The following is a 13832-nucleotide window of genomic DNA, read 5'->3' as shown; positions in this document are numbered from 1 at the left end:
TTTTGTTCAGTTTTCAAAGAGCAATTTCGTTGTCGTTTCTCTCAGAAGCGACTTTATTATCTTAACATAATTTAAACCGACTGTCAACTGTTGATTTCAAGTCGCTATGATTTAGCAACTAATCTATCAAACTCTCCAAAAGCATAGAAGCCAATGGTTGAGCCAGTCTGTTTGTTGCTTGCCTTTTTCTCGGAAGCAACTTTATTATATTAACATAATGCCAATTGACTGTCAACACTTTCGTGAAGGTTAAATTCACTTTAAATCACTGCGTTTTCAGCAACTTATCTATCATACTCCCAATCAAGGAAACAAGTCAATGATTTTCTAAAACCAAATTAAACCAAGTTGTTTATCCCTTGCCGTTTAAGAGCAACCTACTCATATTACTATCCATTTCAAATCCGGTCAATCTTTATTTCGCTTTTCCTGGAATAAAAAAATCCCTCTTTAAGTGGAATTTTCCAGCCACCTAAAGAGAGAGCATAATCAGGATTATACATTGGCCAAACGCACAACATCTCGTGCAATCATTACTTCCTCGTTTGTCGGAATGACCATGACCTTAACAGGAGAATGAGGATAGCTGATAAATGTTTCTTCCCCTCTTGTTTTATTACGCGCCGGGTCCCAGTAAACGCCCATGAACTCGAGGCCGCGCAATACCCTGGCACGAATCATCTCGCTGTTTTCCCCGATACCCGCGGTGAAGATAATCGCATCTACCCCGCTCATGCGCGCGGCATAGGAACCGATGTATTTATGGATTCTGCTTGCGAATACTTCCAGAGCCAACTCTGCACGCTCATTTCCCTTGTCAGCTTCGATTTGGATATCGCGAAGATCACTTGAGAAACCGGAGACGGCAAGCATCCCGCTTTTTTTGTTCAAGACGTCCAGCACCTCATCAGCTGTTTTCCCGGTTTTCTCCATGATAAATGGAATTAACGCGGGATCAATATTGCCTGAACGCGTACCCATTGTTACACCTGCTAATGGAGTGAATCCCATCGAGGTATCTATTGATTTCCCGCCTTCGATTGCTGCGATACTCGCGCCGTTTCCTAAATGGCAGGAGAGCAGGCGAAGTTGCTCAAGCGGTCGGCCCAGCATTTCTGCGGCTCTCTGTGAGACGTATTTATGGGAAGTACCATGGAAGCCATACTTTCTAATGCCATACTTTTCGTAGTACTCATAAGGCAGGCTATATAAATAAGAAGAGCCTGGCATGGTTTGATGGAATGCCGTGTCAAAAACAGCCACTGCAGGTACATCTCCGAGAATTTGTTTGAACGCCTTGATCCCTGTTATGTTTGCCGGGTTGTGCAGGGGGGCCAAATCGGACAATTCTTCAATATTAGAAAGAACCTCATCCGTAATGACCGCTGAATCATTGAATATTTCACCGCCATGAACGACGCGGTGGCCAATCCCGTCAATTTCATCATAGGACTTAATGATTTGATGATTAAGCAGCTTTTCCAATAATAATTTAACTGCCACTTCATGATTGGGAATATCAAGTGTTTCCGTGATTTTTTCCTCATTGACCGTAATCGTAAAAACAGCGTCATTTAATCCGATTCTTTCAACGAGTCCCTTTGTGATTACATCCTCTTTCGGCATTTCAAATAATTGAAACTTTAAAGAGGAACTGCCTGCATTGATGGCAATAATTTTGGACATAATTCCGCTCCTTTGCTTTATCATACGATGTATTATAAATGGTTTCTAGCTGTCATAGTATGGATAAGTCGTGACAATTTTTAATTTAATCATTGAATATTCCAGATTTCAAGGACAAGGTATACTTGATTACGCTTACACGATAAATAAAGTTAATTCTTACTTTTTAGATAATTATTTTAATAAAAGCTAACGTCCTCGGAAGGATCATTAGCTTTTCAACATGGTAACCTTAGTACTTTTCCTCTTTGAACCAATCATCGATCTTGCTCATGACTGATTTCGTCGCATTCATGTCCGACATCTTAGGAAGCTCAACCAACAATGCGTTCTTCGGCGGTGTTACGCCCTCTTGTTTCTTTTGAAGTATTAAGATACTTTTTGCCGCTGCCTCGCTTTTAAACATTGATAAGGGAAGCTGTACCATTCCTTGAATATGAGTAGATTTCTTCAAATACTCGTTAAGCTTTGGCGCTTCTTCAGATAAAAATAACCCGTTTGGGATAATAAAGAATACATAACCGCCATCCCGCACATGCTTTACGCTCTGCTCGATGAATAAATGATGCGCATAGGAGTGGCCACTTTCAGCTGCCAGCTCAAAGTCAGCCGCCCTAACATCGTTTGGGTAATATCCGACAGGCAAATCACTGACCGCAATATCGGACGGATCAATAAACAATGGTTCAAGGCTATCCTGATTGAAAAACTGTACAGAATGCTCCTGCAGGTTAGCTCCAGCATATGCAAGTCTTATTAACGTTTCATCAATATCCACACCATTTGAAGAAATCCTTTTGTCAGATAAGTGATTAAGGATGGTGAATAACAAATTTCCCGTTCCTACAGCTGGATCGATGATCGATAACTCTTGTTTATTATTTGTGAATTTCCCGATTAAATAACTTACAAACATTCCCACGGCATCCGGGGTCATTTGATGATTATTTTGGATATTTTCCTGCATCCCTTTTAATATAGCTAATTGGAATGCTTTGCGGATATCTTCATTTGAATACTTCTTGATGGAAAAGTCCTGATATTGTTTGGACAATCTTTTTTTAGAGAGCTCGCTTACCTCTTCTTGGATCACATAACCGTGGAAAAAGTTTTCACCTGTTTCTCCTAGTGCGTCAAGGTAAGTGCATGCCAGCTCTTCTTGAAGTACTTGTGCTGTTTCGTCAAATTTATGGAATAACTCTTCAATTGGGGTTAAATTCACTCGAAATTCCTCCTGTGTGTTTCTTTAAATCATTTTAAAGGTCAGACGACCAAGAGACAAGTCGAAGGTCTTCGAGGGGGACGATTAAGAAGGATAATAAAATAGTCTGGCTGCCCGGGCAGTTCCCTTGCAAGGAAGCCCGGCATACGAGGCAGCCAGACCATACTAAATCAGTTTGCAGCTTTCGCAGCTTCGATTGCTGCTTCATAGTTTGGATGCGTCGTGCCTTCGCTAACATATTCTGCGTATACCACTTTATCACTGCTATCTACGACGAACACAGAACGGGCCAATAAACGGAGTTCATTCATCACGACTCCGTACGCTTCTCCAAAAGATAGGTCCCGGTGATCGGAAAGGACCTGAACATTTTCAAGGCCACTGGCTGCACACCAACGTTTTTGGGCAAAAGGAAGGTCAACGGAGATCGTTAACACTTGGACATTCCCTGCTTTTGAAGCATCCTCATTGAAACGTCTTGTTTGCGCATCGCATACCCCTGTATCAACAGATGGTACGACACTGATGATTCTCACACTGCCCTTACTGTCGGCTAATGTTACCTCGGTAAGATCGTTTGCTAGAACCGTGAAGTCAGGTGCCTGGTCGCCAACCTTTACTTCGCTGCCGATTAACGTTACCGGGTTATTTTTAAATGTTACGGATGCCATTACAGTTATCCTCCCTTTATCGAATGAATATGTACAGGTTAATAATAGGGTTAAAGGCATATTTTTGCAATTATTTCACTTTAATGAAAAAAGGGACCCATGGGGTGCCCTACATTTTGTAAAATCGTGCGTCTCCCGTCAAAAATCAAAATCCTGGTTATTGCTGTTTCCCTCTGAACTCTGCCGATTCGTTGACTGATTCTGATTTCCCTTTTTTGACTGATTCTGGTTCCCTTTCTTGGAGAGCATGCCCTGAATTTTATCAACAAGGGAAGGTGCCGTGTCCAGCATCTTCTCGAGTAAATGGGTTCCCTGGTCAAGATGGAGCATCTTAACTCCTTGTGAACCTACTATCAAGAACGCGATCGGGGTAATCGATACACCACCCCCACTTCCACCGCCAAAAGGCTGTTTGGACTGCGCCCCGCCGTTGGCAAGGGTAAATTCACTTCCGCCGGCAGCAAAACCAAAGCCTACTTTAGAAACGGTTAAAATGACGCTGCCATCAGGAGTTTCGACAGGATCTCCGATGATCGTATTAACATCGACCATTTCCTTTAGATTTTCCATTGCTGCAGACATTAAGCCTTGAATGGGATGATCTGACATCTGCACTTCCTCCAGTCTAAATCGATTGATTTTTAGAATCACTGTAAGCCTATATAAGTTAATTTATGAATATAGAGCTGCCTGCCAATATATTTTTGGCCCATTCATGTGACACTCCTGTGTCACATGCCTTTCACGAAGCTGAAAGGTTAAATAGCCAAAAATAATTCCTCATTTCAACTTATATGGTCCTGAATTTTTGCTTTCTCTTCATTCCAATAGCGAAGTAGTTTAATTGCTGCGAATATAGCTTCTCCGATTTGAATCTGTAATATGCAAGTTAGCGACGTATTAAACACCATTCGTCCAAAATCAGGGGTTACCGAATAGGAAGGAAGCTTAGTGAAATGCAGATAACTGCTTAACAGCCCAAAGACCGAGCCTTTCAATCCAAGGCAACCTCCCGCCAGCACGGCTGTATATACGGCATCTCCAGTTCCGGCAACACTATGCCATTCAAATTTTTTAACTTTTACCCTGCCTAAAAAATTCCTAACAACTCGGTAGAAGCCGGTAACATGTTCAATAAGCTCGTTTTGGTTATCAAAGTTGCTTATTAACTCCCGCCAGGAGACTTGATTTGTCCTTTCTGGATCATCGTCTTCATCGGAATCCTCTGCTGTTTCCACAGGGGAATCTTCACCCGACTTACTCACCGGTATCGTGATTGTATAACGCAAAATCCCAAACCATGCCCGGAACTTTATATAGAACTCATCTGCATCGTGTTGGTGGCGAAAGTGGATTCTTATTTTTACTTTTGTAAAAAAAAGCAGCAACAGCAGTGCCAGAATCAATGCCGGTATTGCCAATAACCATTCCACCTTCTCACACCCCTTTAACCTGTCATTATCGGCTTTAGAAAAAAAAATAAACCTGCCAGCTAAAAATTCTGGCAGGTTTATCCCTTATCTGCGATCCAATATCACGGAAGTATCCGCGAAAATGTCATGCAGGCCTTGCTTCTTCGGCAAGAAGCCGACAATGATATAGCCAACGAAAGTAGTCTTTGAAATGAACCTCCCGATAAATTCCCTGAATATGATGGTTCCCCATGACAACTTGCCTTCCTTTAAGCTTACCACTTTTAGGCCAAAGATCATTTTGCCCAGGGTTTGCCTAAAATACTTTGTCATTAAGGTAAAGTAGAGATAAAAGACAATAGCGGTAAAAATAGCTTCCGGCGAGAACCAGCCACGATCCGAAAGGTCCAATGCCTTAAAAATCGGATGTACGACAATGCGATTGATGCTTCCGATAATGACGATATCTGCTAAATAAGCCCAAAACCGCATCCAAAAACCTGCATATGGCAACTCCGGTTCTTGTACTTTTATAACAGATTCGGTCTGGACAGGTTCTGATGCGGAATCTTTGTTTTCCCCGATTTGATATCGCATTGCATTTTCCTGTTCTACTGTATCGTTGATTTCTAAACGTTCATCTGAATCTTTTCTCTCATTCATTTATCCATCCTCCTATTCTGCATACAAATACATAAGGCGAGGAGAATTTGGTTGTGAAAGCAATTTAAGCAGGCCTGCCGTTTCCATATCTTTTCCGATGAGCTTTTGAGCGCCCATAGTGAACAGGGAGCCTAAGCCGGCTTCATCCGTATAACGGACAACCTGCGCATCCGGTATGTCTAATTCTTTTTTCATGGCATCCGTAACATCTGCTAAATGCCCGAAATCGTCAACAAGATTCGCTTCCTTTGCCTGGCGTCCATCATATATCCTGCCGTCAGCGAGTTTTCTGACATCAGCTTCAGGCATCCCGCGCCCGTCAGCAATGATTTTTACGAATTGATCATAAGAATTATCGATCATCGATTGAAGAATCTTACGTTCTTCCTCTGTCATTTCACGGTTAGGACTCATAATATCCTTATACGGTCCGCTTTTAATCGTGACAAACTCAACACCGTATTTTTCTGCAAGCTTCTCATAGTTGTAGCCTTGCATGATGACCCCAAGAGAGCCAGTCAGCGTTTCCGGGCTTGCATAAATTTTATCTGCAGGTGCAGAAATATAATATCCGCCCGACGCGGCCATTGATCCCATCGAGACATATACCGGTTTTTTCGAATCTTGTTTAATCTCATTGATTTTATCGTAAATTTCCGCGCTTTCAACGACACCGCCGCCCGGAGAATTCACTTGCAGGACGATTCCTTTAATATCATTATCTTCTTTTGCCATTTGAAGCTTCTCCATAAATGCGCGGTGATTATAGGCTCCAGTACTCATTAGCGGAGTCGTTTCACCGGTATCCTGGATTACCCCATCTACATTGAACACAGCAATTTGATTAAACTCATCATCGCCTTCGACAATCTCTTCGGTAAATTCTTGATCAGCCACAAACATCTCATTAAACATATCTTCCGTGTCAGCGAAGAAAAGTGATGTAGCGATGCTAGTACCTACCGATACTAAAAATAGTGCAGCCGCAATTCCAAGCGCCGCCCAGCGTTTTCCATTCATAGCAGTTCCCCCTTAAATATCTGGCTGTAAAAGACTCTGTAATAGAATATTGTTGATACATATTATTTTTGGTTCATTCGAGTGAAACCAAAGTTTCACCGCCTTTAAGCTTTTGCTGAAAGGTAGCTCCCCATCCATAAATTGATGCGAGAAAGCTAGCTTTCCCCAATCGTTTCATGGATGGGGAGCAAAATGAACCAACAATCAACAGAGATTTTAACATAACGTTTTAAAAAACTTTTCATATAATGATAAACTAATTACACATTCCTATATTGTAGCAAATTATTTATTTTTGGGAAACAAACTAAATGACTGGATGGTGAAAGACGATGCCCAATCGGAGGAACATTTATTTTTTCCACACAAATGAGCCGGAGCTGATTGAAAAATCACGACATTTATACGAGCTGGCCGAACGTTATTCATTTAATATTACGCATGATTACAGGGATGCAAACATTGTTGCCAGCATTGGTGATGACGGAACGTTTCTTCAAGCTGTCAGGAAGACTGGCTTCAGGGATGATTGTTTATATGCAGGCATTTCAACTACAGGGAATTTAAATATGTACTGCGATTTTCATCTCGATGATACGAGTAAAATGATTGATTCAGCTACAAAGGAAGAAATTGAAGTACGAAGATACCCAACCATCGAAATCACACTGGACGGAGAGCAGCCTTCCTTTTATGTATTAAACGAACTTAGCCTGCGATCCTCAATCATTAAGACATTGGTTTTAGACCTATTCATTGATGATTTTCATTTTGAAACATTCCGCGGCGACGGAATTATCATTGCAACACCTACAGGAAGCACAGCCTACAATAAGTCTGTGAACGGGGCGGTCGTTGACCCTACTCTGCCTTGTTTCCAGGTAAGCGAACTTGCTTCACTGAACAACAATACATACCGCACCCTCGGCTCATCATTCATTCTCGGCCCGAATCGCAAGCTCACGATCGAATTGGATCAGGACGGGAGTAACCATCCGATAATCGGGATGGATAATGAAGCGTTGAGCATTGCACATGTCCGGAAGATTGAAGTAAAACTTAGCGAAAAAATCATTAAAACCGTCAAACTTAAAGACAATTCATTTTGGGAAAAAGTTAGAAGGACATTTTTATAAGAGGGGCCATGCCTCTCTTTTTTTGTTTAATTCCCTGTAGTATTACAATCAAGAAATTTTCTCATTCTCCAGACCACATAGTCATGTTTTTCCTCTTGGAGCTTCTCCATACCCGCTTTTAAGTAAAAATGCATGGCCCCCTGATTGGCTGGAGAGACTCGTAAATGGTATTCAGTCATCCCATTCTTGCGAAAAAAACGTTCTGAGTAGGCCATTAAATCTTTTCCGTATCCTTTACCGCGATACTCTGGAATTAAATAATATAAATGCACATACCCAATATCTTTTCCTTCATACTTTACAATTTGGAGCTCCATCTGACCGATCACTTTGTTATGTTCTTCTACTAAAACAATTCCTTCAGGAAATTTCATCGCCCGGTCGGCAATTCTTTCGACATAAGCATATTCATCCCCGAACCGTTCCAAGCTGCCGAAGCTGATCAGGTATGAATCTTTTCGAAATTTCACGATGGTCTCCTCGTCTTTCTTCACATCTATTTTACGAAAATTCATGTCCATCCCCTATTAAAAAAGAGAAACAGCCTAAGCCGTTTCTCCGAAGTTGATGCTAGGCACCGATTTTCATTCTGTTTTTCATTTTTTGTGCTCCTGAAACGCCCCATTTAGTCATCGATAAAGAATAGATCGTCAAGGCGCCCCAAATAAACAGGAAGGCAAGCAAGTGCATTTTCGTAAAGCTCTCATTATAAACGAAAACGCCCAAAATCAAGGTCAGGGTAGGAGCAATGTACTGTAGGAATCCAAGCATTGATAACGGGACCTTTTGGGCTCCTTTTGCAAAATAAAGAAGTGGAAGTGCGGTTGCTATACCGCCACCCATCAGCAAAAGGGCTGTATCGGCAGAAACAAAAAATTGAGATTCGGATGTAACCATTAAGTACACCAAGTAGCCTAATGCAATCGGTGTCACCATCATCGTTTCAAGCGTCAGCCCGATGGAAGCTTCTGCGCTGATCATTTTTTTTGCAAGACCGTATAACCCAAAGGTAATGGCAAGAATCAAAGAAACCCACGGAATTTCCCCGTAATGAATCCCAAGAATTAAAACACCGATGGCGGCAAGTGCAAAGGAAAGGATTTGCGCACTGTTCAGCTTTTCTTTTAAAACAAGCATCCCCAACAGAACGCTGATGAGAGGATTAATATAATAGCCGAGGCTCGTTTGAAGAATATGCCCCGAATTTACCGCCCAGATAAAAACACCCCAATTCGCGCTCACAAGCAGCGAGGCAGTCAACAGCGCAAAAAGCTTTTTGGGGTTATGGCTGATCTCTTTCACAAAAGCTACAAATGAATTCCATTTCTTTGTCGCTAGCAATAGACCAACCATAAAGATAAACGACCACAACACCCGGTGGGCCAGAATTTCATCGGCAGCGACATCCTGCAGCATTTTCCAATAAACCGGAATGATCCCCCAGATTATATATGACAGCGCCGCATAAAAAGCGCCTTCTTTTTCATTTGAAAGCTTCATCCTTCTCCCCCTTTATTTCTATACTCGAAATAAGTTCTATTATAAGGGTGGACCAGCTGGATTTCTATAGTTTTTTTAAAGAGTCCGTCTGGTAGACAATTTGGTCTCCGATGACTGTCATCACCGCATGTGCAGTCAGAAGGGCATCCGCATCTTCCGTAAAAATATCTTTGTCGAGAACGGTAAAATCCGCATCGAAGCCTTTATTAATCTTGCCTCTTTTGTTCTCACAGCCGATGGCCAGCGCACTTCCTGATGTGTATAAAGACACGGCTTCATGGATCGTTAAACGCTGCTTCTCCCCATAGATAATTCTATTTGGATCATTAGGCTTCCTCCTTGTAACGGCGGCGTGAATGCCCCATAACGGATTTGCCCATTCAATCGGCGCATCTGAACCACCCGCACACGGAATGCCCATTTCCAAATACGTTTTCCACGCGAAAGAGAATTCCAGTAGTTCTTTCTCTACTTTGTCTTCAACCCATGGAAAATCAGAAGGGACAAACCCAGGCTGTATATCAAAAATGACTGGCAGAAGCCTTGCTCGCTCTAATAGATCCTTCCTCATGATTTGGGCATGAATCAACCGGTCTCTCAGCCCCTTTTCAGGAGGAAATTTTTCGATTACATTCAGCACATATTCAAAAGCATGGTCGCCAATCGCATGGACAGCTACCGGCATATGATAGCTTCTTGCTTTTTTAACAAGATCGCATAACTCTTGCTCAGTAAATATCGCAACACCTTGCGTACCCGGATTGTCCGCATATGGCTCGCTTAAAAGCGCCGTATAGCCCCCCAGAGAACCATCCGCAAAAATTTTCATTCCGTCGAATGCAATAAAGGGTGTTCCGTGTCCATATGAATAACCCCGTTTTTGCATATCATCCACTACTTCATGATGAACCAGCAGATTGGCACGAAAACTCATCCCTTCGTTTTCTATGACCGAAACGAAAGCGTCATAGGTAGATTGGAAGCCATTATAATAATTCAAGTCCTCTGTGTGACAGCCTGTTAATCCAAGGCTGTGGAGATCTTTAATCGCGGTACGGAGGGCAGCTTCGACATAAGCCTGGGTGATTCCCGGAAGATTTGCCTTAATCAGATCCATCGCCGGTTCTTCCTTAAACAAACCATTTAACCTTCCATTCTCGTAGCGGCCAATCACACCACCCGCCGGTTGCTCAATGTGTGAAGCAATGCCGGATTCGAGTAATGTCCTTGAGTTCACTACCATCGCATGACGACAAATCCTTTTCAATATGAGCGGATGATCTTGCGAAATGGCGTCCAGTTCATCAAGCAAAATCAACTCAGGACTGACCCATTCATTTTCATTCCATCCTTCTGCAACCACCCATTCTCCCTTGGGAGTTTCCTTGCATTTTTTCTCAACCGCACGAAGTACTTCCTCCCGGCTTTTCATAGCTGACAGGTCGAGTCTCATTAACCGCTCTCCATGGCCAACCAGATGCATATGACTGTCAACAAGCCCGGGTATCATCGTATTGCCATGCAAGTCCACTTCTTTGGTGATTCTGGAATGGTATGCATCCCTAAGATAATTCGGTGAGCCTGTATCCACAATTTTTCCATTCTCCGTAAAAACAGCCTGTACGGTTTTGTTTTCCAGTTCCAATGTATAAATAAGTCCATTATGCCAAATCGTCCCCATTTTCCGCACCTCTAATTCACATAATAAAGCAACTACATATAAGCAAAAGGGATAGCCGCTACCATCCCTTTTGCTTACTTACTATGTATCCATACTTCCTATCGCCTGCTTGACATTAGCATATGTATCGATATGGGAAAAATCAATTCCTCTGCTTACAACAGTCTGGGCCAGTTCAGGTCGAAGACCGGTTATAATCACCCTGATTCCAAGTAAACGGAAAACATTATGGATATTGAAAATATGGTTAGCTACTTCCGCGTCAATCGTAGCCAGTCCGGAGAAATCAATGATAATACAATCGATCTTGAGCTGCGCTACCTTCGCAACAGCCTTTTCCACTATATATTCAGCTCTTTCAAGTCCAAATGAGCCTATGAATGGCAAAACAGCGATTCCGGCTTGAATCGGTACGATGGGAGCTGATAATTCATTTACTTCTTCCTGTGCCTGCTTGATGATTTTATCCGTAAATCGCTCAAATGCAAGAATCGTTTCATGGATGCTGATATCAAGCACATAATTGATTCGTTTATTGATTAGAAGGAGCTCCTCTACGGATAATCCATGCTCCATGCCGATTTCGGCAAATCGTTCAATAAAAACCTGCCTTGTTACCGGATAACGGATAATAATACCGGATATTTTCCCCTTCAGCAGAGCTTCACGTTCTCCATTAAGGATACTCCATTCGATAAGGCCATCAGGAACTTCGTTTTCATTGGATAGTATCGAGCTGCCTAGAAAGCCCAAGTATTCAATATAGGCATTCTGAGCTTCATGTATTTCCTCCAGCGAAATTTCAAAATCAGACCTGCTGATAATTTCTTCGACAATATCTATAGCAAGTGACTTTGCATTGTTTCTTAAATATTCAGCTACATTTTCAATCAAGTTCACTATTTTATGCCTCCGCTTTGTATATATTTCTCATCCTAAGAAGCCGTATTGTCATTCCCCTTCTTCTACTATATCCAAAAAGTCAGTCAGTCACAAATGAACAGAATTTGAGCGGTTTAGCAAGCTGAATGAGTATTGGGCTATAAAGAAAACAGCACCAAAACAAGCTAGCGCTGTTTCCTATTTATTGTTATAAAACCCGCTCTTCCTGCGTGCGCAGTTCGACCCTGCGGATCTTTCCTGATGTGGTTTTCGGCAATTCTTCGATAAACTCAATTTTCCTGGGGTATTTATACGCCGCAGTCAATCCCTTCACATGATCCTGCAACTCCTTCACCAAGGAAGGAGTTGCGGCTGGATCCACACCGTCTTGTAAGACGATAAACGCCTTGACGATGTGTCCGCGGACCTCATCAGGACTTGCGACTACGGCACATTCTTTCACGGAAGGGTGCTTTACGAGCGCATCCTCCACCTCAAACGGACCGATTGTATAACCAGAGCTGATGATAATATCATCACCCCGTCCCTCAAACCATAAGTAACCATCCTCATCCTTTTTCGCTTTATCTCCGGTTATATAATAATCACCCCTGTATTGCATCGCTGTGCGTTCTGGGTCCTTATAATAGTTTTTAAAAAGTGCAGGTGTATCAATATGAACCGCGATATCGCCCACTTCTCCGATGCTGCACGGCTCACCGTTTTCATTAATAATTTCCACCCGATTGCCCGGCGTCGGTTTGCCCATGGAGCCCGGCTTGATTTCCATCCCTTTCACGACACCAACAAGCAGCGTATTTTCAGTTTGTCCATATCCGTCGCGGACATCGATATTAAAATATTTTCTGAACGTATCAATCACTTCTCTGTTTAAAGGTTCTCCTGCTGACACTGCACTATGCAGATGAGGAAGGCTATACTTAGCTAAATTGTCAGTTTTCGCCATCAATCTATATTCTGTGGGTGTACAGCATAAAACATTTACCTGATAGCTACTGAGAAGCTCTAAATATTTCTGTGGTTCAAACCTGCCATGGTATACCAGACCCGTCGCGCCTGAGCCTAAAACGGATAAAAACGGACTCCATATCCACTTTTGCCATCCAGGACCGGCCGTTGCCCAAACTACATCGCCTTCATTGATGCCGAGCCAGTGTGAGGCAGCGGTCTTCAGGTGGGCGAACGCCCAGCCATGGGTATGGACAACCCCCTTTGGATTTCCGGTTGTTCCTGACGTATAAGACAGAAAGGCCATGTCATCGCTTTTTGTATCGGCAAGCTCAAGATCCGCTGACGCTTGTTTCATTTCAGTGTCAAGTGACAGCCAACCTTCAACTTCTTTCCCAACAGAGAATTTTATTAATTCTTCCGCTTCATTCACTTCACTGAATTGATCTGTGTACAGATGATAGCTGATAATTCCTTTCACTTCACCATGTATGATGCGGTACTGAATATCTTTAGATCGTAGCATTTCAGAACTGGGAATGACAACCATCCCCGTCTTTAAAGCGGCGATATACACCTGATAGGCATCAATCAATCGAGGAATGATTACCAGCACCGTGTCCCCCTTCTGGATACCGGCTTTTAACAATGCGTTTCCAATCTTATTTGCGTTTTTCATTAATTTAGCGTATGTAATCTCCTGTGTAGATCCGGTTTCATTTTCCCATTTGAGGGCAAGCTTTTCCTGATCCTTTGCAAAGCGTTCTATTTCACTTACAAGATTGTAATCTGTTGGAGCCACCAGGTCTTCACGCTTCATAATAAATCCCCCTCTTAATCTTAATGATCAGTTTCCATACGGTTAATTATACAGAATTGTCTCAAAACTTAAATATAAAAGTGTGGTTATTAAGAGAAAATAAATCATTATAATAGGCTCTGTTAAACGATAATGTTGTTTTTGGGAAGGGAATCTGCGAGACTCCTCGA

The 13832-nt window shown here is 42.4% G+C and carries 13 protein-coding genes; 1 reads left to right on the top strand and 12 read right to left on the bottom strand.

The window, feature by feature from the left end; translation table 11 throughout:
* Positions 1 to 495 precede the first annotated feature (495 nt).
* The 7 genes from D0463_RS09430 to sppA form a co-directional block, all read right to left on the bottom strand.
* The gene (locus D0463_RS09430; RefSeq protein WP_117307157.1) at positions 496 to 1686 is read right to left on the bottom strand and encodes an acetate kinase; all 1191 of its coding nucleotides are present in this window, start codon (positions 1684 to 1686) and stop codon (positions 496 to 498) included.
* 232 nt (positions 1687 to 1918) lie between these two features.
* Complete coding sequence (locus D0463_RS09425) at positions 1919 to 2908, bottom strand: class I SAM-dependent methyltransferase (RefSeq protein ID WP_117307156.1); 990 nt, start codon at positions 2906 to 2908, stop codon at positions 1919 to 1921.
* Between the two features lie 170 nt (positions 2909 to 3078).
* Positions 3079 to 3579, bottom strand: a complete 501-nt coding sequence (gene tpx, locus D0463_RS09420) for a thiol peroxidase (protein WP_117307155.1) — start codon at positions 3577 to 3579, stop codon at positions 3079 to 3081.
* A gap of 138 nt (positions 3580 to 3717) precedes the next feature.
* Positions 3718 to 4188, bottom strand: a complete 471-nt coding sequence (ytfJ, locus tag D0463_RS09415) for a GerW family sporulation protein (RefSeq protein WP_117307154.1) — start codon at positions 4186 to 4188, stop codon at positions 3718 to 3720.
* Positions 4189 to 4364: 176 nt separating this feature from the next.
* Positions 4365 to 5012, bottom strand: a complete 648-nt coding sequence (locus D0463_RS09410; RefSeq protein ID WP_160118392.1) for a DUF2953 domain-containing protein — start codon at positions 5010 to 5012, stop codon at positions 4365 to 4367.
* 84 nt (positions 5013 to 5096) lie between these two features.
* Positions 5097 to 5654 (bottom strand): RDD family protein, encoded by a 558-nt coding sequence (locus D0463_RS09405; protein ID WP_117307152.1) that lies wholly within the window; start codon positions 5652 to 5654, stop codon positions 5097 to 5099.
* A 12-nt stretch (positions 5655 to 5666) separates the two neighbouring features.
* Complete coding sequence (sppA, locus tag D0463_RS09400; protein ID WP_117307151.1) at positions 5667 to 6674, bottom strand: signal peptide peptidase SppA; 1008 nt, start codon at positions 6672 to 6674, stop codon at positions 5667 to 5669.
* 332 nt (positions 6675 to 7006) lie between these two features.
* On the opposite strand from sppA, the gene D0463_RS09395 reads away from it, so the two are divergent.
* The gene (locus D0463_RS09395; RefSeq protein WP_117307150.1) at positions 7007 to 7810 is read left to right on the top strand and encodes an NAD kinase; all 804 of its coding nucleotides are present in this window, start codon (positions 7007 to 7009) and stop codon (positions 7808 to 7810) included.
* Positions 7811 to 7836: 26 nt separating this feature from the next.
* Here the strand turns inward: D0463_RS09395 and D0463_RS09390 are convergent, their stop codons facing one another.
* From D0463_RS09390 to mbcS, 5 genes are all read right to left on the bottom strand, one after another.
* Positions 7837 to 8325: a GNAT family N-acetyltransferase gene (locus D0463_RS09390; RefSeq protein WP_117307149.1), complete on the bottom strand. Its 489-nt coding sequence runs from the start codon at positions 8323 to 8325 to the stop codon at positions 7837 to 7839.
* A 55-nt stretch (positions 8326 to 8380) separates the two neighbouring features.
* Positions 8381 to 9310 (bottom strand): EamA family transporter RarD, encoded by a 930-nt coding sequence (rarD, locus tag D0463_RS09385; protein ID WP_117307148.1) that lies wholly within the window; start codon positions 9308 to 9310, stop codon positions 8381 to 8383.
* A 64-nt stretch (positions 9311 to 9374) separates the two neighbouring features.
* Positions 9375 to 10991, bottom strand: a complete 1617-nt coding sequence (locus D0463_RS09380) for an amidohydrolase (protein WP_117307147.1) — start codon at positions 10989 to 10991, stop codon at positions 9375 to 9377.
* Between the two features lie 81 nt (positions 10992 to 11072).
* Complete coding sequence (locus D0463_RS09375) at positions 11073 to 11891, bottom strand: STAS domain-containing protein (protein ID WP_117307146.1); 819 nt, start codon at positions 11889 to 11891, stop codon at positions 11073 to 11075.
* Positions 11892 to 12081: 190 nt separating this feature from the next.
* Positions 12082 to 13662 carry an acyl-CoA synthetase MbcS gene (gene mbcS / locus D0463_RS09370; RefSeq protein WP_117307145.1) on the bottom strand — a complete coding sequence of 527 codons (1581 nt, stop codon included), beginning with the start codon at positions 13660 to 13662 and terminating at the stop codon, positions 12082 to 12084.
* Positions 13663 to 13832 lie beyond the last annotated feature (170 nt).

Origin of the sequence: Bacillus sp. V59.32b (genome assembly GCF_003429085.1) — a bacterium.
Classification (GTDB): Bacteria; Bacillota; Bacilli; order Bacillales; family DSM-1321; genus Peribacillus.
This window is presented reverse-complemented; position numbering and strand designations above follow the sequence as displayed.